The 24565-nt window shown below is 49.6% G+C and carries 23 protein-coding genes and 1 other RNA gene; 18 read left to right on the forward strand and 6 right to left on the reverse strand.

Going from position 1 to position 24565, the window contains the following annotated elements:
* Positions 1-13: 13 nt before the first annotated feature.
* The 11 genes from KNP94_RS02855 to KNP94_RS02905 all read left to right on the forward strand — a co-directional run bounded on the left by KNP94_RS02855 (position 14) and on the right by KNP94_RS02905 (position 14638).
* Positions 14-1351 carry an LLM class flavin-dependent oxidoreductase gene (locus KNP94_RS02855; protein ID WP_215115180.1) on the forward strand — a complete coding sequence of 446 codons (1338 nt, stop codon included), beginning with the start codon at positions 14-16 and terminating at the stop codon, positions 1349-1351.
* A 149-nt stretch (positions 1352-1500) separates the two neighbouring features.
* Entirely contained in the window at positions 1501-2916 is a 1416-nt protein-coding gene (locus KNP94_RS02860; protein ID WP_215115181.1) for a hypothetical protein, read from the forward strand.
* A 211-nt stretch (positions 2917-3127) separates the two neighbouring features.
* Positions 3128-5845, forward strand: a complete 2718-nt coding sequence (locus KNP94_RS02865; RefSeq protein WP_215115182.1) for a bifunctional 2',3'-cyclic-nucleotide 2'-phosphodiesterase/3'-nucleotidase — start codon at positions 3128-3130, stop codon at positions 5843-5845.
* Positions 5846-5930: 85 nt separating this feature from the next.
* Positions 5931-6446 carry a GrpB family protein gene (locus KNP94_RS02870; RefSeq protein ID WP_088836870.1) on the forward strand — a complete coding sequence of 172 codons (516 nt, stop codon included), beginning with the start codon at positions 5931-5933 and terminating at the stop codon, positions 6444-6446.
* Positions 6439-6885, forward strand: a complete 447-nt coding sequence (locus KNP94_RS02875; protein WP_214769587.1) for a DinB family protein — start codon at positions 6439-6441, stop codon at positions 6883-6885. The genes KNP94_RS02870 and KNP94_RS02875 overlap by 8 nt, the downstream gene beginning before the upstream one ends.
* A gap of 13 nt (positions 6886-6898) precedes the next feature.
* Entirely contained in the window at positions 6899-7768 is an 870-nt protein-coding gene (locus KNP94_RS02880) for an alpha/beta fold hydrolase (RefSeq protein ID WP_214807921.1), read from the forward strand.
* Positions 7769-7878: 110 nt separating this feature from the next.
* Complete coding sequence (locus KNP94_RS02885; RefSeq protein ID WP_215115183.1) at positions 7879-8997, forward strand: GTP-binding protein; 1119 nt, start codon at positions 7879-7881, stop codon at positions 8995-8997.
* 112 nt (positions 8998-9109) lie between these two features.
* Positions 9110-10633, forward strand: coding sequence for a cardiolipin synthase (locus KNP94_RS02890; protein ID WP_088836874.1), 1524 nt, complete (start codon positions 9110-9112; stop codon positions 10631-10633).
* Positions 10634-10846: 213 nt separating this feature from the next.
* The gene (locus tag KNP94_RS02895; protein WP_251132549.1) at positions 10847-13183 is read left to right on the forward strand and encodes a glycoside hydrolase family 31 protein; all 2337 of its coding nucleotides are present in this window, start codon (positions 10847-10849) and stop codon (positions 13181-13183) included.
* Positions 13184-13461: 278 nt separating this feature from the next.
* Positions 13462-14364, forward strand: coding sequence for an acyl-ACP desaturase (locus KNP94_RS02900; protein ID WP_088836876.1), 903 nt, complete (start codon positions 13462-13464; stop codon positions 14362-14364).
* Between the two features lie 13 nt (positions 14365-14377).
* On the forward strand, positions 14378-14638 hold the full coding sequence (locus tag KNP94_RS02905) for a hypothetical protein (RefSeq protein ID WP_214804857.1): 261 nt from the start codon (positions 14378-14380) through the stop codon (positions 14636-14638).
* Between the two features lie 117 nt (positions 14639-14755).
* Here KNP94_RS02905 and KNP94_RS02910 read toward each other — a convergent pair whose 3' ends face one another.
* Positions 14756-15337, reverse strand: a complete 582-nt coding sequence (locus tag KNP94_RS02910) for a DUF1643 domain-containing protein (protein WP_029333471.1) — start codon at positions 15335-15337, stop codon at positions 14756-14758.
* Between the two features lie 13 nt (positions 15338-15350).
* Positions 15351-16034: a lytic transglycosylase domain-containing protein gene (locus KNP94_RS02915; RefSeq protein WP_029333472.1), complete on the reverse strand. Its 684-nt coding sequence runs from the start codon at positions 16032-16034 to the stop codon at positions 15351-15353.
* A gap of 315 nt (positions 16035-16349) precedes the next feature.
* Between KNP94_RS02915 and KNP94_RS02920 the strand changes: the two genes are divergently transcribed.
* Positions 16350-16772 (forward strand): hypothetical protein, encoded by a 423-nt coding sequence (locus KNP94_RS02920; protein ID WP_088836877.1) that lies wholly within the window; start codon positions 16350-16352, stop codon positions 16770-16772.
* A gap of 109 nt (positions 16773-16881) precedes the next feature.
* On the opposite strand, the gene KNP94_RS02925 is transcribed toward KNP94_RS02920, so the two are convergent.
* The 3 genes from KNP94_RS02925 to KNP94_RS02935 all read right to left on the reverse strand — a co-directional run bounded on the left by KNP94_RS02925 (position 16882) and on the right by KNP94_RS02935 (position 18326).
* On the reverse strand, positions 16882-17781 hold the full coding sequence (locus KNP94_RS02925; RefSeq protein ID WP_159172632.1) for a hypothetical protein: 900 nt from the start codon (positions 17779-17781) through the stop codon (positions 16882-16884).
* A 92-nt stretch (positions 17782-17873) separates the two neighbouring features.
* Positions 17874-18080 (reverse strand): DUF2922 domain-containing protein, encoded by a 207-nt coding sequence (locus KNP94_RS02930; protein ID WP_029333475.1) that lies wholly within the window; start codon positions 18078-18080, stop codon positions 17874-17876.
* An 18-nt stretch (positions 18081-18098) separates the two neighbouring features.
* A complete protein-coding gene (locus KNP94_RS02935; protein WP_214801289.1) occupies positions 18099-18326 on the reverse strand; it encodes a DUF1659 domain-containing protein in 228 nt (75 codons plus the stop codon).
* 70 nt (positions 18327-18396) lie between these two features.
* Here KNP94_RS02935 and KNP94_RS02940 point away from each other — a divergent pair, with 70 nt between their 5' ends.
* From KNP94_RS02940 to KNP94_RS02955, 4 genes are all read left to right on the forward strand, one after another.
* Positions 18397-19392: a potassium channel family protein gene (locus tag KNP94_RS02940; RefSeq protein WP_236549986.1), complete on the forward strand. Its 996-nt coding sequence runs from the start codon at positions 18397-18399 to the stop codon at positions 19390-19392.
* A gap of 68 nt (positions 19393-19460) precedes the next feature.
* Positions 19461-20153 (forward strand): hypothetical protein, encoded by a 693-nt coding sequence (locus KNP94_RS02945; RefSeq protein ID WP_215115185.1) that lies wholly within the window; start codon positions 19461-19463, stop codon positions 20151-20153.
* Positions 20154-20212: 59 nt separating this feature from the next.
* The gene (locus KNP94_RS02950) at positions 20213-20626 is read left to right on the forward strand and encodes a hypothetical protein (protein ID WP_215115186.1); all 414 of its coding nucleotides are present in this window, start codon (positions 20213-20215) and stop codon (positions 20624-20626) included.
* A gap of 59 nt (positions 20627-20685) precedes the next feature.
* Positions 20686-22029, forward strand: a complete 1344-nt coding sequence (locus KNP94_RS02955) for a S8 family peptidase (RefSeq protein WP_215115187.1) — start codon at positions 20686-20688, stop codon at positions 22027-22029.
* A 52-nt stretch (positions 22030-22081) separates the two neighbouring features.
* Here the strand turns inward: KNP94_RS02955 and KNP94_RS02960 are convergent, their stop codons facing one another.
* The gene (locus KNP94_RS02960; RefSeq protein WP_235195231.1) at positions 22082-22534 is read right to left on the reverse strand and encodes a hypothetical protein; all 453 of its coding nucleotides are present in this window, start codon (positions 22532-22534) and stop codon (positions 22082-22084) included.
* A 135-nt stretch (positions 22535-22669) separates the two neighbouring features.
* Between KNP94_RS02960 and rnpB the strand changes: the two genes are divergently transcribed.
* An RNA gene (rnpB, locus tag KNP94_RS02965) (RNase P RNA component class B) lies at positions 22670-23043 on the forward strand.
* Between the two features lie 109 nt (positions 23044-23152).
* Positions 23153-24298 (forward strand): THUMP domain-containing class I SAM-dependent RNA methyltransferase, encoded by a 1146-nt coding sequence (locus KNP94_RS02970; RefSeq protein ID WP_088836883.1) that lies wholly within the window; start codon positions 23153-23155, stop codon positions 24296-24298.
* The last annotated feature ends 267 nt before the right edge of the window (positions 24299-24565 follow it).

Here is a 24565-nt window from a genome sequence, read left to right on the forward strand (position 1 = left end):
CAGGGACCTAAAGATGACGAAAACGAAGCAGTTAAACATCGGTGTTTTATTGTACGGCTGTGGCCATCATCAAGCGGCATGGTTAATGCCGGATTCTGCGATTGAAGAAATCGGGGAGAGCGGTTATTATCAGCGATTGGCTCAACTAGCGGAAGCGGGCTGCCTGGATGCTGTATTTTTTGCTGACAATCAATCTTTTCCTGCTGCAAACGCAACTGAACTACCGGCCTTTTGGCTCGATCCTGTAATCAATTTAACCGCTATTTCTCAAGTAACCCGCCATATCGGGTTAGTTTCAACGATATCGAGTACGTTTTCAAATCCGTATACAGCGGCGAGACAACTGTTAAGCCTTGATCACGTGACGAACGGGCGTGTCGGCTGGAACCTGGTGACGTCGATGACGGACTGGGAAGCGTTAAACCATAGTATGGATAGGCTCCCTGCAAGGGACGAACGGTATCAAAAGGCGGATGAATTTGCGTCTGTAATGGAAAAATTATTTTTATCCTGGGATCGAGCTGATTTCCTTTCGAGCCGGACGGACAACCGGTTAATTGATCCTGAAAAGATTCAACCGATCCATCATAGCGGGACCTACTTCAACGTAAAAGGTCCTTCGTCTACACCGCGTAGTCCTCAAGGGAAGCCGGTGGCAATGCAGGCGGGTGCATCTGCCCAAGGGATTGCACTTGCATCAAAGCACGCGGATGCCGTCTATTCGGTGTCGTGGAATGTAAAGCAAGCGAAAGCATTCCGGGAAAGTCTACAGACACAAATCAAAGAAAGTGAGTCACCGGAGCGGCAGATTAAAATCTTTCCAGGATTGGTTACATACGTCGGTCGAACCCGGAAAGAGGCGCTGGCGAAGAAAGCCGAACTGGATGAAAAATTACCGGTCGCGAATGCCTTGAAGCAACTGAGTTTCTTTTTGCAACAGGACTGTTCTGATTGGGATCTTGACAAAGCGGTGCCGTCCTTACCGCCTGTCGATGCGTTTTCAGGACCGGTCGGACGCTATAAAACGATTCTTGAAATCATCGATGATACAAAGCCTACACTAAGAGAACTGTTAGGTTATCTGGCAGCTGGTGGGGGACACCTGACACTGATAGGTACACCGGAAGAAATCGTCGATCAAATGGAGCTTTGGTTTGAAATGGGTATCGCAGACGGATTCAATCTGATGCCGCCGTCACTCCCGTCAAGCTTAGAGGATTTTGTAGACCTGATCGTTCCTGAACTGCAAAAAAGAGGATTGTTTAGAAAAGCCTATCAAGGGACTACGCTTCGGGAACATTTTGGTTTAGCTCAGGTGGGGCAGTCGGACGTGAAAAAAATCGTAAAGTAAGCGTTCCTGCCAATCGGAGTTCGGCGTCTGGGAAGTAACCCGTTCGTCATGAACGGGCTACTTTTTGTATTTACTGCAGAAGATTCGTTTTCAAATCACCTGGAACAGGAATAACTATACAAACAATCTAGTCAAGGGGAGGCGCTTTTATGGAGCGGAGGCAACAGCGAAAGGAACGCTCGCATATGTTACGCAATATCTTGTTTGGTATAGGACTCGCTTGTATTGGTTTTCTCGTCCTGTTCGGTGTCATGACCGTTCTCGTCCAACAAATCGAGAAGTCTGCCGATTATCAGGCGTTCGTCGAACTGATGCAGGACACGGACGTCTCGTGGACGACATTGGAATTGACCCTCGTGTTCCTCCTGTTTTTCATCAGCGGAATGGCTGTCACGTTGCCGGAAGCCGTCAAAGAGGGATTGACGAATCAACTGATTGGCGCAAATGATACGGGGAACATCTTGTCGATTTTCGGAATCGATCTCAATCAAGTCTTGGAACCGCTATCCTTCCGCGCCGAATATGGCAGTCCCTTCTTATCGATTTTCGGAATCGGTCTATTCCTAATCTTATTCTTAGTTTTACGGATCGGCGCAACGCGTGTGACCTGGACGATTCGAACAATCAGCTTTTTAGCGGCGAGTTTCGTCTTGTTTGCATTTACGTTCAACACAGCACTCGGGATTGATGTGCTGACAATTGATCAAGCGACCGTCTGGAACGGAATCTTCATTTTACTCTTTTTGACAGGTCTGTTTTATCTCGCGTTTTATCCACGACAACTGTCCGGTATGTCAGCCGCCTCCCGTGCTGCGATCATTATCCTGATGGTCGCAAGTAGTGCACAACTGTTCTTTACGGTGACGGATGAAGCGAAATATGAGGGGGACGCCTCGACCCGGACGTGGTTGACTGTTTCGAGTTTAAACGCAGGCAGTGACGGCTGGTATGATTTGATGCACGGCAGTCAAGTGACCTACAAGGCAAATGTCCTTGGTGCAAGATTAAATGTCCCGGTGACGTTTTTGAACGGGGAAACCGACGTGACGCGGTTGAAACGATCGATGGAGGACGTCGTCAACCGAATCGACGCCGAGCGCGTCACGAATCAACTGTTGACTGTCATCGGGGGAGAACGTCCCGATTTATCGAATACGCGTTTGACGCTTGACGCAGTCGATTACGGAACGGCACGAAATGTCGTCCTTGCGGTGGACGCTCGGTCGGCCGGGCAAACGGCGGCCGCTGATCAAGTCGAACAGGATAAGCCGTTCCCGTTTTGGCTGTTTCTGATTGTCCCGTTCGTCGTCTATCTCCTTGTCAGCATCCGGGCCTTTAACAAATTATACGATCCCGTCGTTTTCGCTGTTGCGACCAGTTTGATTAGCTGGTTCATCTGTTCGCTGACGGGGACATCGTTTGCACTTTTATGGCAAGACGAGGCTCTCGTCCGGTTCAGTCAAGAGACGGCGACGGTGACGACGATTCTCTATGCGACGGTACTGGCACTGATTGCCGGTTTCATCGGTTACGCAATCAAACGACAGCATCATGGTGATAGATGAAGGGTGAAAACCGTTTCCCGTAAGTTCGGGGAGCGGTTTTCTTTTTTACAAGTAAATTTGTAAAGGTTCAAGGTTAATGTAAAGCCAATTTGTGGAATTAGTTAAGAAGGTTAAATAAGACGGATGTCCGACCTATTCAAAGAGGCTATAAGCTACAATCAAAGCGTGTTAAATTAATTGAGCAGTCATTTATATCTTAGGGGGAAACCAGATGAAACAGGCTACAAAAATTATTATCGCTACCACGTTGATCGCACCGATGTTAGCACCCGTCATCCAAGTCAAAACACTCGCAGCAGATGACAGTGTCGTCAAACTACGTTTTCTAGAAACAACAGATTTACATACAAACTCGATGAATTATGATTACTTTAAAGATGCGCAAGATGAGTCGATCGGTCTCGTCAAAGCAGCGACAGTCATCAAACAGCAACAAAATGTCGTCGGCGAAGCGAACAGCTTCCTGTTCGATAACGGGGACACACTCCAAGGCACACCGTTCGGGGATTATGTCAAAAATCAGTACGATCAAGGCAACAAAGGCAAACACCCGATGTATGAGTTAATGGAATACCTCGGATACGACGCCGTCACGCTCGGCAACCATGAGTTTAACTTCGGACTCGATTTTCTGAAGTCAGCGATGAGTGCTTCAAGCGGTTCGATCAAGTTCGTCAACTCGAACGTCCTCGACGCCGTGACGAAACAACCAATCGTCGCGGAATACAATGAAGACGGAAAAGATTATCAAATCATTGAACGGCAAGTGATGGATCAAAACAATCAACCGAAAACAATCAAAGTCGGCGTCTTCGGTGTCGTTACACCACAAATCATGGCGTGGGACGCGGGGAACTTAACCGGTAAAGTGACGGCGGAAGCCATCATCCCGGTCGCTAAAGCGACGGCGAAAAAACTAAAAGACGCTGGTGCGGACGTCGTCGTTGCGCTGGCCCACTCCGGAATCGGGGATACGATCGACCAAAAAGACGGCGATGAGAACGTCGGGTATGCGTTATCGAAACTGGCCGACATCGATGTCTTGATGACCGGTCACCAGCACGGAAAGTTCCCGGCAGCTGACTCGGCATTCAATAAGTTACCGAACGTCGATGCCGAAAAAGGGCTGATTAACGGAAAACCGGTCGTCATGGCGAACACGCAAGGGAAAAATGTCGGTGTCATCGATCTGCAATTAAAACAAGTCGACGGCAAGTGGACGATCGATACGTCATCTGCGAAACTCGCTGACGTCACGAAAGAGACGGTTGCAGACGCCGGTGCGGTCAAACTGATCGAGAAGTCGCATCAAGGAACACTCGACTATATCCGTCAGGAAGTCGGAACGATCAACGACGATATCCAAAGTTTCTTTGCACTCGTCCAAGATGATGACTCGGTCCAGTTCGTCACGAACGCTCAAAAATGGTACGTCGAAAAACAGTTAAAAGACAATGCGGAACTCGCGAAATATAAAGACTTGCCACTCTTATCTGCCGGTGCACCATTCAAAACAGGCGGACGGAATCAAGTCAATGCGGCAGACTACACGTTGATTAAAAAAGGCCCGATCGCACTGAAGAACGTCGCTGATCTATATGTCTATCCGAACACGCTTGAAGTCGTCAAGGTGACGGGCAAAGACGTCAAGAACTGGCTCGAGATGTCGGCCGGTCAATTCAATGAAGTATCAGGCGAACAAACCGATTTATTGAACAAGGATTTCCGCAGCTACAACTTCGATATCCTCGACGGATTGACGTATGAAATCGACATTACGAAACCGGCGAAGTATGACTACAACGGCGTCGTCGTCAACGCGGATGCGAGTCGTGTCCAAGACATCAAGTACGAAGGCAAGGAAATCACGGATGAGCAGGAATTCCTAGTCGCGACAAACAACTACCGTGCAGGCAGTGCGTCGTTCCCGGGTCTTGGTGGCGGAAAAAACATCGTCTACAAGTCAGCGTATGAAACACGGAACGTCATCTCAGACTTCATCCAAGCCAAGCAGCCGGTCGACTATAAGGCCGATGCGAACTGGTCGCTTGTTGCCAGTAAACCGATGACGGTCAACTTCGATTCAGCGGAAGCGGCAGCAGCATATACGAAACGTTACGAAGGGATCACGAATACAGGCGTGACACGTGCCGGTGAAACGGGAACGTTCCTGAAGTTCGAAATGAACGTGCCGATGAAAAACTTTAATGTTAACGTCGCAACCGTCAAACCGGGAGCGAAAGTCGTCACAGGAACAGCTGTTGCCGGAGCGAAGATTACCGTCAAACTCGGATCAACAGTTCTCGGAACGGCGACTGCTGACGAAACAGGAAAGTATGCGGTAACGGTTCGTCCGGTCAAGCTCCGTGACAAACTGACGGTCGTCTCGGAACTCGGATTCATGAAAAAATCAGCAACCGTCACGGTCGGAACAGGCTTCGTCGCGACACCGGCGATCGATAAAAAATCAGCCGTCTACGGTTCGACGGTCTTGACGGGTAAAGCGACAGCAGGACTTGATGTCACGCTGTACAAAGGGTCGACAAAAATTGCCAAAGCAAAAACGACAGCGAGCGGCTTTAAGATTCCAGTCAAAAACGGTTTGACGACAGGGACATACACGGTCAAATCGACGGATATCTCGCACAAAGTCACGAAAAAAGCATCATTCACGATTAAAAACACCTACCCGGTCAAAAAATGGACAGGTAAAAAGACGTTGACGGGCAAAGTCGAAAAACGTCAAATCGTCCGTCTGTTCGAAAAAACGAGCAGCGGCTATCGATTGATTGCCCAGGATGTCGCCGACAACCACGGCAACTACGTCCTGAAAATGCGGACGGGTCTTGCGACAGGTTCGTACAAGATGAATGTCTACACGGCATCGGATCGTCTCGATCAATCCCGTTACTTCATCACGAAAAAATAACCGAACGAAAACGACCTCGCACGCTTGAGGTCGTTTTGTTTTGCTTAAAGAACTGGCATACTAAATAACAAAGGAGAGGATTGGTATGAGACAAGTCATCGTTACACCGTATCAAGAGGTATGGGCAGAAATGTTTGAAACGGAAGCGGCACAACTGCGGGCGATTTTCGGGCAACGGTTGCGTGGCATCCATCATATCGGCAGTACATCGGTCGCGGGACTGTCGGCAAAACCGATCATCGACATCTTACCGGTCGTCGATACGCTGGGTGAGATTGAGTCGTTCGACACGGCGATGGAAGCACTCGGTTACGAAGTCATGGGCGAGTTCGGCATGCCGGGACGGCGTTACTACCGCAAGGGCGGCGATGCGCGGACGCATCACATCCATCTCTATGCGGACGGCAGTCCGGAAATCAGGCGTCATGTCGTCTTTCGCGATTACTTACGGCAGCATCCGCAAGAAGCGACAGCTTACAGCGACATCAAGGAACAACTGGCGAAGCAGCATCCGGTCGACATCAGTGCCTACATCGCCGGTAAGGATGCGTTCGTCAAAGAAATGGAACACCGTGCGCTCGCGTGGTGGTCCCGTGGATGAGTGGCAACAGGCGTTACAACGGCACGTCGCCGTTGGTGTCCGGACGACAAGCCGATTGATGGAACGGATTCGACAGGACGATTGGCAGAAGCGACCGATTGCGGGGAAGCGGTCCGTATATGAAGTCGCCGCCCATCTTGCCGTGTTGCTCGAAGCGGATTTGCGGATTGCGACCGGCGCGACGGCAGAGGAGATGGCGCAGTTTTATGCGATCCCGGTGCTGACCGGTCAGCTTGTCGACCGCTTGGACCAGTCATGGCAGTATTATCAAGACCGGCTGGCGGGTGATTTTGCGACGGAACCGACCTACTGGGGCGTCAGAGACAGTTCGTCCGGTTGGTTGGTGGAAGCAGCCGTCCACTTGTATCATCACCGGTCACAATTGTTTGATTACTTAAATCTGCTCGGGTACGATATCGAGCTGGCGTTATTTGAATAAGGGGGGGCTTAAAGTGGAACGGATTGTTGAGACGGTTGACGGACGGTTTGACACCCGGTTGACGGGAACAGGAAATGTGACGTTCATCCTCGATCACGGGATGATGTCGAACCACCACCAGTGGGGCTGGTTGCGCGGCGAGTTATTGCAGCTCGGACGCGTCTTTGAATATTCACGGCTCGGGTACGGCAAGTCCTCGCGCGGCAAAACGAAACGATTTTTTAGTCAACAGGCGGCTGAACTCGGACGCGTCCTGGATGTACTCACAATCGACGGACCGTTTCTGTTCATCGGTCATTCGCTCGGTGCCTATATCTCGCTCGAACTCGGGCGCCGTCGTCCGGACGAGACGGTTGGCATCGTCTTGCTCGATCCGTCACATCCGGAAGTTGATGTTGAACTGCCGGACTGGTATGAGCGGATGCAGGAAAAGTGGAACCGTTTTTTGTATGTCCTCAGTCATATCCGTCCTCTCGCCTGGTTGATTCCGGACAATCTTGGGGCGCGGATGTTCAAAAGCCTTCCGAAAGCGGACCGTGTCCCGCTGTGGCGACAGTTGAGCCGGACGCATCACTGGCGGGGCACGCTTGACGAGTGGGACACCGTCGCACACAACAATCAGCAGATTCTACAGCTCGTCCCGCACGTGACGCCACCGGTTCTTGTATTGTCAGCTTCTGATTGGGCGGGCGGGATGCCTGAAAAATGGCTGAACAAAGATTTGACGAAACGGATCAATGCAGCTCATGAACGGTTTGCCGATAGTTTGCCGGATGCGAGATTCCATCTGATTGCGAATACGAACCATTACACGATTGCCGGTTTTTCAAAAGAGGCTGCCGAAAGAATCGTCCAGTTGATCCGGACGACGTTTTTTGAATGAACGGACGGTCGTTGTCGTGATTTTTTTAATTTTTCGGGACTTGACAGTCTAAATCGGAATCGTTACTATTTAAAACGTAATCATTACGATTTATAAAGGGGACGATTTACATGTCACGCATTCCGATCACGGTCCTGTCCGGTTATCTCGGTGCAGGAAAAACAACAGTCTTGAATCATTTATTACATAATCGGGCAGGGCGGAAGCTCGCCATCATCGTCAACGATATGAGTGAAGTCAATATCGATGCGGCATTGATTGAAAAGGCCGGCTTTTCACGGACGGAGGAGTCGTTCGTGACGTTATCGAACGGTTGCATCTGTTGTACGCTTCGTGATGATCTATTAGTTGAAGTCCGTCGCCTCGTCGACCAAGGCGATCTGGATGGCATCGTCATCGAATCAAGCGGGATCTCGGAACCGATTCCGGTTGCCCAAACGTTTACGTACGTCGATGAAGACAGCCGAATCGATTTGACGGACGCGACGAAAGTCAATGCGATGGTGACGGTCATCGACGGGTACAGTTTCCTGAAAGATTTTGAGTCCGGCGAATCACTAATTGAACGGCAACAGGCAGTTGATGAACAGGACGTCCGGGAAGTCGTTGACTTGCTCGTCGACCAGGTCGAGTTTGCGGATATCCTTCTCTTGAACAAGGTGGACCGACTGACGGCGGAAGAACGTATCGAAGTCATCCGTTATTTGAAAGCACTGAACCCGGTGGCGAAACTGATCGAGACGACCTACGGACAAGTCGACCCGGCAGCAATTCTTGATGTCGATTTATTTGATTTTGAGCAGGCGGCAGGAAGTGCCGGTTGGATTCGTGAGCTCAATGCCGAGGAACATGTCCCGGAGACGGAAGAATACGGGATTCAATCCTTTGTTTATCGGCGGGAGGTCCCGTTTCATCCGGAGCGCCTGCTTGCGTTGATTGAGACGTGGCCGGAAACAATCGTCCGCGCTAAAGGATTTTTGTTCCTCGCGACACGACCGGAAGTGGCACTCTTGTTTCATCAGGCAGGATATGCGTCGAATATGGAATACGCCGGACGGTTCGAGACGCAAGCGGATCGCCGGACGGAACTCGTCCTGATCGGGATTGGTTTGGATCAAAAACGGCTTGAAGCACAATTCGATGCCTGCCTCGTCCAGCGGGATGAAACTGATTGGGCCTCGCTCGCCGATCCGCTTCCGGGTCGCGCGATGTACGATGACGTTTTTTAAATTCAGGTCAACTTTTGAAGAAATCATATCTGTGGTTTCTTTTTTTGCTATATTTTTAAAGGGAACAGGGAAATGACGATAAGAGAGTATGTTTCATAGAGGGGGAAGTACAGTGCGCAATCGGGTTTTACAGTTCGCGCTCGTGTTTTTAGTCGCTGGAGGTATCATTTGGACATTGTATCAATTGGATTACCTCTATTTTGTATTAACGATTTCCGCGGTCGTCGTGCCGCTCGCCGTCATCATGATCATCTTCATCGAAAATCGGACGGCAGAATCGACGATTGCCTGGTTTCTAGTCTTAATCTTTTTACCGATTCTCGGGGTCATCATCTGGATGATGTTCGGTCGGAACCCGCGTCGCCGTCGCCGGAACCGCCGGTCGCATGATGAGCGGATGTTACTCAAACAAGCGACCCGGCCGGTCCGTTCGCTTGCCGTCAGTGAATTGCCGGCAAATCACCTGAAGCTCGCCAACACGATTCGAAACTTCGGTGGCGGCGGGGTCGATGTCCATACGGCAAGTAAAATTTTGACGAACGGAACGGAGACGTTCCCGGCGATTCTTGAGGCGATCCGGAGTGCGAAGCATCACGTCCACATCCAGTATTACATCTACCGCAACGATGAGACGGGGAAGGCGATCCGTGAAGCATTGATTGAACGGCTAGAAGCCGGGGTCGAAGTCCGCTTCATGTACGACGGGCTCGGCAGTTATATGCTCGGGGAAGGCTTTTTACGTCCGCTCCGTGACGCCGGAGCAAAAATCGCCGCGTATGATCCGATTTCGAGTCCCTTGTTCATCTTCACGGCAAACTTCCGGAATCACCGGAAAATCGTCGTCATCGACGGCAAAGTCGGCTTTACCGGTGGATTGAACGTCGGCGATGAATACGATGGTAAAAACAAGAAATTTGGATTTTGGCGCGATACGCACCTTCGACTCGAAGGGCGTGCCGTCAAGGAGTTGCAGGCGACGTTTTTGGATGATTGGATTTATGCGCATCTTGAAGGGACGGATACATGGGAGACGTTCGGTGGCGAGGACGGATTAGCACGCTACTTCCCGAAACATGACGCTGAGACGGACGGGGCGGTACAAGTCGTCACGAGTGGACCGACGTCAAAAGATCCGGCGATCCGTAATGCCCTGATTGCAGCAATCATCTCTGCCCAGCGCTCGATTTGGATTGCGACGCCCTATTTGATTCCGGACAATGAAACGATGACATTGCTACGGCTTGCAGCACGGGCCGGGCTCGACGTCCGGATTTTGACGCCGGGACGAGGGGACAGCTTCACGTCGTATTACGGGACACGCTCTTATTTCGGACCATTGCTCAAAGACGGAGTGAAAATTTATACGTATAACCGTCACTTCATCCATGCGAAAATTGTGTTGATTGATGGCAAGATCGGCGTCGTCGGGACGGCGAACATGGATATTCGCAGTTTCGTCCTCAACTACGAAATCATGGCGTTTCTCTATGATACGGAAAGTGCATCGAAGCTTGAGCGGGACTTCATCGATGACTTCGAAGTTTCGATTCAGTTGTCGTCCAATGATTATGTCAAGCGATCGCTTCGTTTCCGTCTGTTCGAATCATTCTCGCGGTTGATTTCGCCCTTATTATAAAAAGCAGAGTTCGTAGTCCCGTCGATAATGCATTGGCGGGACTACTTTTTTTGAATAATGGATTAGTTGGAACTTGAAACGGGAACAAACAGTTTTATACACTTAGGGTGTACATCGGTTGCACTACTTACTTTTTGGAAGGAAGTGAAAAGGACGATTTCGTCCTGATCCCGTATGCGAACAATTGACGAATCCCATTTCTATACGCGAGACATGAAACCACTGGCACGACCGGAAGCAATCATTCAAGGTGATCATTACCGCTTCACGATTTTGACGAGTCGGATGATTCGGATGGAATACGCGGAGGATGGTCGCTTTGAGGACCGGCCGACGCAAACGGTCTGGAACCGCGATTTTCCCGTCCCGTCATTCCGAATCGTTGAAGACGATACGGAATTGCAAATCATCACGGAACATGTGCACCTCCACTATACGAAAGGTCCGTTCGCTGAGAATACGTTATATGTCGACGTGCTCGGGAACTTCAGTACGTACTACAGCCGCTATACATTCGGCGGACCGCTCCGGACGCTTAAAGGGACGGCGCGGACACTCGACCATGCGGACGGGGAGATTCCGCTCGAAGAAGGAATCATCTCCCGCCAAGGGTACGCGGCGATTGACGACTCGGCTTCTTTCGTCCTGACAGAAGATCATTTCGTCGAGCCGCGCCAAGCCGGGGCAAAAGATATTTATTACTTCGGTTATGGTCATGACTATAAACAAGCGCTGAAGGACTTCTATCATTTAACAGGACCGACGCCGATGCTGCCGCGTCAAGTTCTCGGGAACTGGTGGAGCCGTTACTGGCGCTATAACGAAAAAGAATACAAAGACTTGATGACACGTTTCAAAAAAGAAGACGTCCCGTTTTCCGTCAGCGTCATCGACATGGATTGGCACGTGACCGACATTCCGGAAAAATACGGGAGCGGTTGGACCGGCTATACGTGGAACCGCGACTTGTTCCCCGATCCGCGAGGCTTCCTGAAATGGTTGAAGGATGATGACCGGATGGTGACGCTCAACCTGCACCCGGCGGACGGTATTCGCGGGTTTGAAGAGGCTTATGAAGCGATGGCTGTCGCGATGGGACTTGATCCGGATACGGAAGACCGGATTCCGTTTGATTTTTCGGACAAGACGTTCATCGAAAACTACTTCACGAAACTGCATCACCCGCATGAGGCGGACGGCGTCGACTTTTGGTGGATCGACTGGCAACAGGGAGCGAACTCGAAGATTAAAGGGCTCGACCCGCTCTGGATGCTCAATCATTACCATGCGCTCGATATCGCCCGTGACGGCAATCGTCCGTTAATCTTCTCACGCTACGCAGGACCCGGCAGTCACCGTTATCCGGTCGGGTTCTCCGGTGACACGATCATCTCTTGGGCATCACTCAAGTTCCAGCCGTACTTCACGGCGACGGCGTCGAACATCGGCTACGGCTGGTGGAGTCACGATATCGGCGGACACCAGCGCGGTGAAAAAGATGATGAATTGTCGACGCGCTGGCTCCAATATGGCGTCTTCAGCCCGATCATGCGTTTGCACAGTACGATGAGCATCTTTAACGGGAAGGAACCGTGGCGGTATTCGGTCGAGGCGGAACAAGTCATGAAACGGTATTTACGGTTGCGTCATCAACTCGTCCCGTATATTTACACGATGAATGCCCGCAATCATTTTGACGGATTGCCGCTCGTCTCACCGATGTATTATGAGCATCCGGAAGACGAACTTGCGTATGCCGTCCCGAACCAGTATTATTTCGGAACGGAAATGATGGTCGCACCGATCGTCGAACCGATGAATCAGAAATTACACGTCGCGGCGACGACGGCGTGGTTGCCGGACGGGGAATGGTTCGATTTCTTCTCCGGTCACCGTTATACAGGCGGGAAACAAATGCGTCTGTTCCGAAAGCTTGACGAACAGGCGGTTCTCGCGAAAGCAGGCGCGATCATTCCGCTCGGTCGACACGTCGAGCACTCGAACGCCTTGCATAATCCGGAACACCTCGATGTTCACGTATTCCCTGGCGCCTCGAACCAATTCACGCTGTTTGAAGATGACAGTGTCGGTGTCGCCCACCGGGACGGGGAAAACGTCGAGACATCGTTCGAACTCGACTGGGTCGCCCGGACGATGACGATCGCAGCACCAATCGGAAAACAGGAACTGTTGCCTGAAAAACGGGTCATCACCGTGATTTTACGTGGTGTCAACGAAGGGTATATCGTCCGTGACGGAGAAACGTTACCGGGCGAATATGACCCGAAAAAACAATCGTTGACGGTTTCGCTCGGTGAAGTGACGGAAACGGTCACGTTATCGCTCCAAGTCGAAATGTCAACGAACGATAATCGGATGGAACGCTTATATGAGTTCCTCGATCAGGCGGAAATCGGCTACGACTTGAAGGACCGTCTCTATCGTCTGTTGACGCAACGTCTTGAGCCGATCAATTTGATGCATCAGCTCCAGGCACTGGATCTTGAGAAGGATATCGTCGACTGTTTACTTGAATTGATGCTGTACTGACGCGAAAATGAACGACAGGATGAATAGTATTCAAATCATTTTAGCGATTTTTCTCAAGTGAGTCATAAGCCTGTATGCATGGATTTTTAAAAAATCTGTGAATGCAGGTTTTTTTTTCTTGGATAGGACGGCGTCTCACTTTATAATGTCTACAGTAGCTAATACGACCTGCTCCTTAAAATGTTATAGCCATAAACAAGTTTGATTTAAATCATTATAATGGTTAAATACATTTAAATGGGTTAAGGTTAAAAAAACATCTTAAAGGAGACATGATCATGTTAAATTCAGATTTAGATATTCGTTTAGAACCGCGCATTCAAGAATTATATCGATTACATAAGGAACGCTCTGCACATATCGACTGGAGCTATCACGAATTCATTCCTTGGGACAAGGCGATGTCATTTAAACGGGTTCCTTGGGAGGAAAGTCAAGTCACGCTTCCGGAAGGTGTCATCGTTGCGGTGGAAACGGCCTTGCTGACAGAAGTGAATTTACCTTGGTACACGTCGCATTTGGATTACACCTTTAAAAACTCGATGGAGGTCATCAATGATTTCGTCCGTACGTGGACGGCGGAGGAAGATCAGCATTCGAGCTTACTCGAAACGTATTTACTTGTGACACGAAACGTCAATCCGACACGGTTGCATCAATTAAGAAGACGCGTCGTTGAAAGTGGTTGGTTCCCGGACTTTACGAATCCTTTAGCAACAATGGCCTATACGTCGTTGCAGGAGCTTGCGACACTCGTTTTCTATAACAACGTCGCGAGAGTGGCAGGGGCGCATGACAAAGACTTGGCGACGCTGCTTCGCCGTTTGGCGAAAGACGAAGCCCTTCACTATGCGTTCTATCGCGATACGGTAAAGGCACACCTTGAGCTCGATCCGAACTTCATCGTGTTCTTTGAAGATGTCATCATTAACTTCTCGATGCCGGGTGCCGTCATGCCGGACTTTACCGAGCGCATGAAAACCATCGCCGTCGATACGAATTACGGACCACTCCAATACTTCGACCAAGTATTAGATGTCGTCGTGAAATACTGGGATATCGAGAACTTGGAACCGACGAGTGAAGAAGCCAAACAATCACAAGCGAACATCATGAAATATCATGGACGTCTAAAACGAATCAAAGAACGCCAATTAGGAAAAAGTAAGCAAGATGTCTGAAAAGGGGAGCGGAATGAACATGACGTGCGAAATATGTGGAAAAGAAACGAATAACCAAGTCAGTTATCTGGAACTGGAAACGTGGGAATTTAAAGCGTTGAAGACAGATGAAAAAGACTTTCATGCGGTTTGTTACAGCTGTTTTGATAAGCATACGAACCAGTTCATCGACCAAGAAATGGATCTTGAATTGAGAAAAAAACGTTCGCAGATGGTGAATAAAGAAGTCGAAGCAGAAATCGAAGCTATTCTGGAAGTCGAAGTCGAAAAGTGATTCGAACCGCTTTACCGATGAGACAAGACAGCATCCAGACGTAAATGCTTTAATCGTCCTAAAAAAAGGTGTTCTCCCGTGTGTAAGAACCGGGAAGAACACCTTTTTGTTGACGCATTATTTACGCCGCAGTTTTTTCGCTTTTTGTTGCATCTCACGATACGTAATCATCGGACTGTCGTCGACGGTCAGACGCAAGTGGTTCGGTTCGCCTTTAGACGTGATGCCGGAGCAGTATAATATGTCGGCATATTCGTTGAATAAATCTTCGAATGCAGGCAAGTGGTGCATCAAGCGACCGGGGGAGCCCCATCCGCATAAGACAACTCCATTTTTGGCGCGGACTTGCTGTAACGTCTGTTCGACGAACTGGTAGTTGATTTCGTCATAGCTCGCCTGGGCGAACGGTAAATCTTCACTGACGAGTAAATCAGGCATCAAGCTGATGATATCGTATTGTTTGACGGGAGCACTGACGTGTTTCTTCATCAAGTTATACGCCCGTTGTGTCGTCGTCCCGGACAAGAAGGCGTCCGTCGTCCGCGGTGTATAAATCATCGCGGCGACGTGCGTCCCTTCCTCGATGTCGTCAAAGATGTAGCTTCGCAAATAACGTTTCGTCTTGTCTGCATCAAATGTCGTCTTGACGCGGATTGACGATTCCTCGATCTGAAGTGATGAAAGATCGGGTTGTGTCATGGTGGTGCCTCCTTTAATTGAGTAAACGTGAGCTGACGCGAAGAAGTAGGGCGAGTGTCTTTTGTTTGAAGTCGAGGTCGTTCGCATCAATCGTCTCGACTTGCTGTTGATAATTATCGTATTGTGCGAGGACGTCGACGACATATTGTTCACTGCGATTGTATTCAAACAGTGCGGACTCGAGCGTCTGGCGTTCAGATGTTTTCGTGACGTCATGCTGGTTGAGGTACTTCGCTGCCGTATGGGCGCTATCCGTCAGGTTCGTCGGATCGGCTTTGCCGTCCTGGTCAGCATCGACCCCAAGACCGCCATACTTTTCAATTGCTTCCGGATCCGTCAAATCAATCCCGTCGTGCTCGATGTCACCAAGCGACGTACCACCTTCATATCCCCAACCGACCCATGTTTTCGGCATGAATTGGAATGGACCGATGGCGCCGACGGACGACTGCATCGCGGAAGAGTTCGAAAAAATCGTCTCGACCCGATGGATTGCTGCTAACAGCTTCCAATCGATTTCATAACGGTCACCGGCTTGTTCGTAGATGTCGATGTTCTCGGCAGGGACGCCGTATTGCCCGTAATAGGTACGATACAATTCATTTTGGACACGTTCCCGATTCTGCCAGTAGACGAAGCTGCCGGCGATGAGGACGAACAGTACGAACAAGATGCTAACTCGTAAAAACTTTCGCATAATGTTCTCTCCTCTTTCGATGATTCCACTGAATGGTATCACATTTTTAATGGAGCTAGTAGCTATTTCTTTACGGGACGGATAGTGTCGAAGGATTCAATCATTTTTTGCCGATTTGCGTCCAGGCGGTTAAAAAAAGCAAGACGCGGGGAATGTTGTTAATTACTGACATCGTCAACAGCGGAAAAGTTTGTTAGACTAAACGTCAGACGAAGGCATCGTTCAGTTTCATTAGTTTGTCACTTGCACGAAAGGTCAATCGGCTTGTAGAATAAGAGAGTAAACGCTTACACATCAAAGGAGATGGACGAAACCATGCGAACGATCACTTCCACTGGCGAACGAAAGAAAACGAGTTGGATTTTAAACATCGGTAGTCAGCCAAAGTTAAAGACGGACGGAGTGATTGAAACGTCGATGGATCATGAGCGACGCATCCTCTTTCAGCAATGGTCGATTCCGACGACGGAGACGTTAATTTTTCGGTTTAAGCAACAATTCCCGAACCATCTCTGCGAGAACGGGTATGATGTGTATGGAGCGGCTGCTTTTGATGAGCAGGTCGTAGAACTGATTTCGAATTGGTTCGTCGAACTCGTCACGGTCCTGACGGCGATTCAACGGACAAAAGGGATTCATCATGTTCATATTAAAGGCGGCGTCGCGAAACGAACGGACTTTTTACCGACGATCCGCAGAACGTGTCGGGCCCTCGAGTCGACGCTCGACATCACTTAATTTCAAAATGCCGCTACCTCGAAGTAAGTGTTCGACGGTAGCGGCATTTTTTTGTTTCGGAAAATCGGTTTCATTTAATAGGTATTTCATGCGTGAGAGTCGAAAGAGGTTACGTACGCGAATCGAGATTCTTCTCGACGGAGCGGCAGGCACGGAGTAACGCGTCCTTGAAGAAGCGATCTTCCTGTGAAGCCAGTTGGCGTGTCGCATCTTCGTCGCCACGCAGTGACTTGCCGAGCATTTGGATGACCTTGACCCAGCGGCGGACATGGTCGAGTTGGGGACGGCCCATTGCGACATAGACCGTGAACCAGTCATTTTGATCGCGGCGGATCATCCGTTGGAACAGGGATTTCGCTAAATCGACTTCTTCTGTCGAAGGCAGCTCGTTCGTTTCGAAAAACTGACGTAAGCCCCGGATGGCCGTCACATATGCCGCGAGGACTTCAGCCGACGGTTGGTGTTTTCCGTAGTCGGAAGTCGACAAGTGGATCAAGGCCGGTTTTTTCTCGATGCCCGTCACCCAAGCTGCTATCGTTTTACTGCCTTTGAGCGCTTGGCGGTTCGCGACGGGAAGTTTTGCCGTGACTTGTCCGACTTTCCCGATGACGGTCACTTTACTGTTGCGTTCCTGAATCTCCGTGACCTTCATCTCGACGGTGTCACCCATCTCGAACGGGATTGCTTTCGGTTGGAGCTTCTCTCCGGCAGAGAGGGGAGAGCGTTTACGGATCATCCGTAATGCTTCCTGCTCCATCCGGTCGTCGAGCGACCATAAATGTTCCGGAGGGACGTTACGGAAACGGCGGCGCCGCACCTTGATGTATTGATCAAGCGACTCCGCTGCTTGTTGACGGGTCGCGTCACCGGTCGCGACCGGTCCGATGATGTCTCGGAGCGTGATCGACTCGAGTCGTTCCATAATTCCTTCGAATGGAATCAGTTCCATTACATAGAGACTACAGACGACGAGTTCGCATTCGCGAGGGGTAAGAGGGCGTTTGGCCATAAATTGACTTCCTTTCCAGCTGGTTGATAACACTAGTATACCAAAAAAAAGTCATCATCACCTCAATCGGTGATGATGACAACTGGTGCGTGTTAGAGGACGTAGGCGGATTCCGAGCTGTTTTGCAGTTCGGCTTCACGCAGTTTGATGATGCCGTTATAAAACGGATCGTGTGCGACCATCAAGTTGCCGAGGGCTTTGACCTCAGCGACCGTCGTGTCTGCTTTCGCACCGGATAACCGAAGGCGAAACGGTTTGTTCGTCGATGTGTCGAACGTCAATAAAATGGTATGTTCCATGAGAATCCTCCTTTAAGATTAGGCGTTGAGTAGAGCGTAGTCACGACTGATTTCACTGTGTGTGTATGTTCCTGTGATTATTGCGCCGATGGCTTGACCGATTGCAGCGACAGCTTCAGGTGCTAAGTCTGGACGGAGTCCGTTGAAGCGACGACGGGCGATGAGGGCATCTCCGTTCGGTGAAACTTTATCCGCTCGTTCGAAGACGACGACGAGACTCGTTTTGATTTCTTCCGCTTGTGTCATGTGTATCACCTCCTTCGCCCCTATTAACAGGGTGCGAAGAGATATTGTTCGAAAGGAAGTGAAAAAAAGGATGATTTGGTTTCGATTTTTACGAAAGATGTCCTTTTTAAAGATGCGGACGCTAGGCTATGCGTCGTTTTTCTTTGTGTTCGGCGTCGCCTTGCTGATGTATCTCGTCGAACCGGAGACGTTCGGCTCGTATTTCCGCGCCGTCTACTGGACGATGACGACCGTCGTCACGGTCGGATACGGTGATTTCTTCCCGAATACGGATTTCGGGCGGATGATGACGATTTTTGTATTCATTTTCGGGATCGGGATCGTCGGGAGTTTAATTTCGAAGCTCGTCGACGGAGTCCAAGTGATCCGCGATCAAAAAGAGAGAGGGTTGTTGCAAGTGAAAGAGTCAGGCCATACGATCGTCTTCGGCTACAGCCGCCGGTCGAAACATGTCATCGAGGAACTGCTCGAGACGACGGATGTCATCCTCGTCGATGATTTGGAGCGGGAACCATTCAGTCACGAACGGTTCCACTATGTCAACGGGGACCCGGCACTCGCCTCGACGTTACAACGGGCGAACGTCAAACAGGCGGCGCGTGCAATCGTCCTCGCCGATCATTCAATGCCACCGGCGCTGGCGGACGGCCGGACGCTGCTGATTGCTTCAAGTATCGAACGCGCGAATCCGGATATTTATACAATCGTCGAGATGATGCTTGAAGAACATCTCGACAGCTTTGAACAAATCAAGGTCGACGAAGTCATTCTCGGGGACGAAACGATTTCCCGGATGGCGATTCTCGCCTCCCATCACCCGGGTGTGACGAAAGTCGTGACGAACTTATTGACGAAACACGGGGACGGGATGTTCTCGATTCCGGTACGACCGGAGTGGACGACGTACCGTGAAGCGTTCCATGCGATGCTCGAAGAAGGCGTGACGATTTTGTCCGACGGAAAGCGACTTGACCTGAACCGGCGGCTCGACGAAACGATTCCGCCCGGCTCATTGTTGATCGTGTTATGTGGAGAAGAAACAGCTAAACGGATTGGTGCTTTTTAAAGAAGAGGATTACATTTATTTCTTTTCGGGTATAGTAAATAAATTTACTACGTAGAGGAGAATTTATTATGACGAACGAACAACCAGAGTGGATTCAAGAATTATTTGAGACTGTCGATCAAGGAGATTTGAAAGATGTCCCGAAATTACTTTATATGGCGCTAACATTAGAACCAAGTTATTTCACGAAAGCAGTCAGTCGACTCAACCAGCGGCTGGAAGTCGAAACGCTCCGTGACGTATCGGAGCTGTTGACGGTGTATCGTCAATTCTTCATCTCGGCGAACCCGTCGGAAGAATATTGGACGATCGCCTGGAATGAATTGATTCAAACGATGCATCACTTCATCGACCGGACGGAAGCACAACAACTCTTTAAAGAGCACGTCGATTTAATCGACTGGTGGTCAAGTGAATCGTTGTTATCGTTACCGAGCTGGTTGACGGTCCTCGATTTAGCGGAACGTATTGATGCGCTCGATCAATTCAGCAGCTATCTGCCGGACATTTTTGAAAGTTACGCTCTTGAGACGGCGAAAGACGAGCCGTTTGCGCGGCTTGCCTGGTACGCTCTCGCAAGTCAGCAACAAGCGTTGCTTGAGCCACACCGGGCGCGCATCGCCGAGTCGGAAGCGACTGAAATCCGCTCGCTCCAAAAGTCTGATTTACTCGATCAAATTGATACGACGCGCGTCCATGTGTTAAAGTCTAAGAACAACGAACCGATTGAATTGATGTTTGATCGAAAATGGACATTATAAGGCAGTGAACAGCAAGTCACATCAAGAAACTACACGAATTTAATCCAAGGGGTGTAGTGATGATACACGTCAATGTACCGAGCGGTGACTACATCGTTCTAATTGAAATCAATCGCGAAGTATTACTTTGTCATACGTTAGAAGACGCGGATCAAGCTCAGCGCGACCGCTATGAACTGGTCGGGAGAATGAGTGAACGCCTCCCGGCAGAAGTAATCGGTCCCTCGATTGCGGATTTCGTCAGATTTTCAACGGGTTTCATTGGCGAATCTGTAATATGGAACGAGGATGAAGAAGCGTTTTTTTGTCAGCAGTTTGAGACATTTGACGGTTCTCCGCTCGGAGAAGACTTGACGGGGATTGACGCCGCGCGTTGGCGCGCCGTCCTGGCACGGTACTATGCGTATGTCACGATTGGGAAAATCACTTCATTTGAAGTCAGCGAAGAATCAGGTGGCACTGTTCCTTTTTAAGTCCGTTGAATCAGCAAATCAATCGAATCGTCGTGTACTAATAGAAGGGCAGGGTCCATATGAAAAAGCAACTTGTATCACTCACTGTCGCGCTTGCGGTCGGTCTGCCGACGACGGCACTCGCTAGTTCCCAATATGTCCAGTACGATCCGACGTTCACTGACCAACAAAAACAAACCTGGTTAAAAGACCAAGGCTTAAAAGAAGTACGTCCGCTGAAACAGGACGGATTTTCGCTCGTCGAGCCACTCGCACACCTCGATGAGGATGAAATTGAGACAGATTTAATTCCAGTAACAGAGGTCGAAAAGGCCGTTGATTCCGCACAACTGCAACAAACATATCTTGATCAATCTAGAGTCCCTACTTACTGGAAGTACAGTCATGGGAAATCAGATATCCGCGTCGCGATCATCGATGACGCGATCGATACGAAACACTCGGAATTCAAGAACGTCATCTATAAGACGACGACGATTTCCGGAATCCGTAAACCGGATGACCACGGAACGCATGTCGCCGGAATCGTCGCAGCTGCAGAAGACGGAAAAGGCATCGTCGGTGTCGCTTCCGGCGTCAAGTTGATTGGCGCGGATGTGTTTGACGGCGATTTCGCAAGTTCGATTGATATCGGTGACGGGATTTTGTACGCAATCGCGCAAGGCGCAGACGTCATCAATCTGTCGCTCGGTCAATACGAATTCGATCCATATATGGAAGCAGCGCTGAAAAAAGCAGAAGCGAAAAATATTATTGTTGTTGGTGCAGCTGGAAACGATGGACGCAATAAATTACTTTTCCCGGCATCAATGACCTCTGTAATATCAGTTGGATCGGTTGGGGCGCTTGGTCGAGCGTCATCGTTCTCGAACTACGGACGTGGACTGAACATCATGGCACCGGGGGAAGGCGTCTACTCGACAATCGTCGGGAATAAATATGGCTACCTTGACGGGACATCGATGGCAACGCCGATCGTCAGTGGCGTCATAGCGCTCGCAAAATCAAAAAATCCATTTGTTTCAAATAATGCACTTCGGAACAAACTTTATGCAGCGGCAACCAAAAAATCAGGGGATACGTCACTTCATTACGGGAATGGCCGGTTGAATGCAGGTATTTTGGCAAAAATCCCTGCTCCTATTTCAAAAATTTCAATACCGTCTGTCGTGAAGCCCAATCAAACATTTTCTTTTTATTTTAATGAATATTCAAATGCAAAAACCAGAACGCGTTTATATAAAAATGGCATTGTAGTTAAAACGTTTACCGATAAAAAATTACTGAATGGTTTGTATAAGTTTTCCTACAAGCTAAAGGACAAAGGGACGTATAAACTCGTCTTCACGACATCTGCCGGCCGCCACACACGAACGGTCGAACGTGTCCTGACGGTCAAATAATCAAATAAAAAAAGCCGATTCCTCATGTGAGGAACTGGCTCGAAGAAAGGACTCAAAGATCTTGCTTTGGGTCTTTTCCTTTTTTATAAACGGGAGTCGGCACGGTGAGCGTCTCACCTGTCCACTCGATTTTAGCTTCCATTTTATACCCGGTATCATCCTCATGGACAAACGAGAGGCGTCCCGAATCAATTAGTTGATACAAACCGAATTCAACCTGTTCCGCCCATGAGCGTAATGTCATCGCTTCATCATAGAGTGGAATTTGTTGCGGGAATCGTTCGTTCATCAAAAGAATATCGTGTTGGTCGAAATGATAGCTTCGTTTTGATAACGCATCCGGTTGTTTGACGTTAAATGGCTCGAACGCATGGATGAGTTCTCCTTTACGATAAAAGGCAAAGATGCCGTTGCGGAGATGCAGCGCCTTGATTTCATCGATTTCGATCAAGAACGTCAGCTTCCGGACGGTACGCTGGTTCGTACCAGAGCGTCGTTTTTTCATAGTACATGCCCCCTTCTGAACCATTGTACTATACCGCGAAATCACGTGAAAACGCAACTTTTTCGATTGTCCTTTTTGAAAATAAACCTTGCGGGAAACAGGGGAGTACGCTACACTGTTAAGCAGTGACTATGTTGGTTCGGACAATTGCGGGGCACTTCGGTGCTTTGAGGAAAGTCCATGCTCGCACAACCTGCGATGGTTGTAGTGATCGTGCTACACGAAAAGATAAGTGTAGGCAGCGTCGTGCTGACGGCAGAAGGAACGCCTAAGTCTTCGGATACGGCCGAAACTTCTTGAAAGTGCCACAGTGACGGAGCCTTACTGGAAACAGTAAGGGTGGAACGAGGTAAACCCCACGAGCGAGAAACCCAAATTTGGTAGGGGAATTTCCGGAGCGGAACTGAACGCGAAGGAGAGCGTATGTAAATACGGAGATAGATGATTGTCGCCCACGTGTGAGGGTCAAACCGTTTGCAACACTAGGGAACAGAACATGGCTTACAGGACCACATAGGCTGTTATTTTTACTTTGAACGAGAGTCCAGGTCCAACTGGGCTCTTTTTTTATTGAAATGATTTTGGAAATCTTAAAAACAGGTAGGAGCGTGAACAATCATGGCAAAACGTTTAGTCATCGCGACGGCAGCGATGGGCATCGAGGCATTGGTCGCGAAAGAAGTCCGCGATTTAGGATATGAGTGTACGGTCGAGGACGGAAAAGTATACATCGACTGTGAGATGGAGGACATTCCCCGTCTCAACCTCTGGTTACGGACAGCGGACCGTGTCAAACTCGTCGTTGCGGAATTCAAAGCGACATCATTCGAAAAATTATTTGATCAAGTCAAAGACCTTCCGTGGAGCGAACTGCTCCCGTGGGAAGCGAACTACGTCGTCAACGGCCGCTCGGTCAAATCGAAGTTGTTCTCGATCCGTGACTGTCAGAAAATCACGGAAAAAGCGATCGTCTCGCACATGCAGGAAGCGTACAACAAAGGGGACGAGTGGCTGCCGAAAACGGGCGCCAGCTTCCCGATTGAAGTCGCACTCTTAAAAGACATCGCGACGCTGACAATCGATACGTCAGGCGACGCCCTCCATAAACGCGGCTACCGTGAGTTCCACTCCGCGGCACCGCTGAAAGAGACGATGGCAGCGGCAATGCTGATGCTGACGAACTGGAAGCCGGACATGCCGCTCTACGACGTCTTTACGGGTTCAGGAACGCTGGCAATCGAAGCGGCGATGATCGGACGCAATATCGCACCTGGGATCAACCGTGAGTTCGTCTCGCAGGAATGGGCAGCGATTCCGAAAAAAGCCTGGTTCGACGCAATCAAGGAAGCAAACGAAAAAGCCGAGTGGGACAAGCCGCTCAAAATCTATGCCAACGATACCGATCCCGAGATGGTCAAGCTCGCGAAACAAAACGCTGAGCTCGCGGACGTCCGGGACGCGATCAACGTCATGCAACGCGACGCAGCCGACTTCAAGCCGAAGGAAGACTTTGGTGTCATCATCGGCAACCCGCCGTACGGGGAACGTCTCGAGGACGCACGTGAAGTCCATCAGTTGTACCGGAAAGTCGGTAACGCCTTTAAGGAATTCCCGTATTACAGTGTCTATATGATCACGTCATACGTCGAGTTCGAGAAAGCGTTCGGCCGCCCGGCGACGAAACGCCGTAAGCTGTATAACGGGAACATCGAAGTTCAGTTTTATCAGTACTACGGATTGCGCCGGAAAAGACCGCAGGCTTAAGCCATTTCTAGCCCTTTAGAAAATCCCATTGCACACTCATTGCACAGTTGATGTAAAAATCGGGATTTTCCTCACGAACCGCTCTGTTGAGCGGTTTTTTGCGTTATATTAGAAAAACGAAGAATATTCACTTTAGCTAACAAAAGCAAAACGCGTTCTCGTGGAAAGCAAACTAAAAAGTCTGTACATATTACCTGCCCGCATCGAATCGTTAAAGGCACGCTCAGCTCCTACAATCACAGTCAGTTATCAACCGAGTGAAGTGCA

The organism is Exiguobacterium sp. s80, assembly GCF_018618725.1.
GTDB lineage: Bacteria > Bacillota > Bacilli > Exiguobacteriales > Exiguobacteriaceae > Exiguobacterium_A > Exiguobacterium_A oxidotolerans.

What these genes read in the sequence shown, in the direction of transcription:
- KNP94_RS02920 (WP_088836877.1), top strand. Translation starts at nt 16,350, where the DNA reads ATGCGAACGATCACTTCCACTGGCGAACGAAAGAAAACGAGTTGGATT.
- KNP94_RS02935 (WP_214801289.1), bottom strand. Translation starts at nt 18,326, where the DNA reads ATGACACAAGCGGAAGAAATCAAAACGAGTCTCGTCGTCGTCTTCGAA.
- KNP94_RS02860 (WP_215115181.1), top strand. Translation starts at nt 1,501, where the DNA reads ATGGAGCGGAGGCAACAGCGAAAGGAACGCTCGCATATGTTACGCAAT.
- KNP94_RS02865 (WP_215115182.1), top strand. Translation starts at nt 3,128, where the DNA reads ATGAAACAGGCTACAAAAATTATTATCGCTACCACGTTGATCGCACCG.
- KNP94_RS02930 (WP_029333475.1), bottom strand. Translation starts at nt 18,080, where the DNA reads ATGGAACATACCATTTTATTGACGTTCGACACATCGACGAACAAACCG.
- KNP94_RS02915 (WP_029333472.1), bottom strand. Translation starts at nt 16,034, where the DNA reads ATGCGAAAGTTTTTACGAGTTAGCATCTTGTTCGTACTGTTCGTCCTC.
- KNP94_RS02945 (WP_215115185.1), top strand. Translation starts at nt 19,461, where the DNA reads ATGACGAACGAACAACCAGAGTGGATTCAAGAATTATTTGAGACTGTC.
- KNP94_RS02940 (WP_236549986.1), top strand. Translation starts at nt 18,397, where the DNA reads ATGATTTGGTTTCGATTTTTACGAAAGATGTCCTTTTTAAAGATGCGG.
- KNP94_RS02950 (WP_215115186.1), top strand. Translation starts at nt 20,213, where the DNA reads ATGATACACGTCAATGTACCGAGCGGTGACTACATCGTTCTAATTGAA.
- KNP94_RS02960 (WP_235195231.1), bottom strand. Translation starts at nt 22,534, where the DNA reads ATGAAAAAACGACGCTCTGGTACGAACCAGCGTACCGTCCGGAAGCTG.
- KNP94_RS02900 (WP_088836876.1), top strand. Translation starts at nt 13,462, where the DNA reads ATGTTAAATTCAGATTTAGATATTCGTTTAGAACCGCGCATTCAAGAA.
- KNP94_RS02870 (WP_088836870.1), top strand. Translation starts at nt 5,931, where the DNA reads ATGAGACAAGTCATCGTTACACCGTATCAAGAGGTATGGGCAGAAATG.
- KNP94_RS02855 (WP_215115180.1), top strand. Translation starts at nt 14, where the DNA reads ATGACGAAAACGAAGCAGTTAAACATCGGTGTTTTATTGTACGGCTGT.
- KNP94_RS02905 (WP_214804857.1), top strand. Translation starts at nt 14,378, where the DNA reads ATGAACATGACGTGCGAAATATGTGGAAAAGAAACGAATAACCAAGTC.
- KNP94_RS02885 (WP_215115183.1), top strand. Translation starts at nt 7,879, where the DNA reads ATGTCACGCATTCCGATCACGGTCCTGTCCGGTTATCTCGGTGCAGGA.
- KNP94_RS02895 (WP_251132549.1), top strand. Translation starts at nt 10,847, where the DNA reads ATGAAACCACTGGCACGACCGGAAGCAATCATTCAAGGTGATCATTAC.
- KNP94_RS02970 (WP_088836883.1), top strand. Translation starts at nt 23,153, where the DNA reads ATGGCAAAACGTTTAGTCATCGCGACGGCAGCGATGGGCATCGAGGCA.
- KNP94_RS02925 (WP_159172632.1), bottom strand. Translation starts at nt 17,781, where the DNA reads ATGGCCAAACGCCCTCTTACCCCTCGCGAATGCGAACTCGTCGTCTGT.
- KNP94_RS02955 (WP_215115187.1), top strand. Translation starts at nt 20,686, where the DNA reads ATGAAAAAGCAACTTGTATCACTCACTGTCGCGCTTGCGGTCGGTCTG.
- KNP94_RS02910 (WP_029333471.1), bottom strand. Translation starts at nt 15,337, where the DNA reads ATGACACAACCCGATCTTTCATCACTTCAGATCGAGGAATCGTCAATC.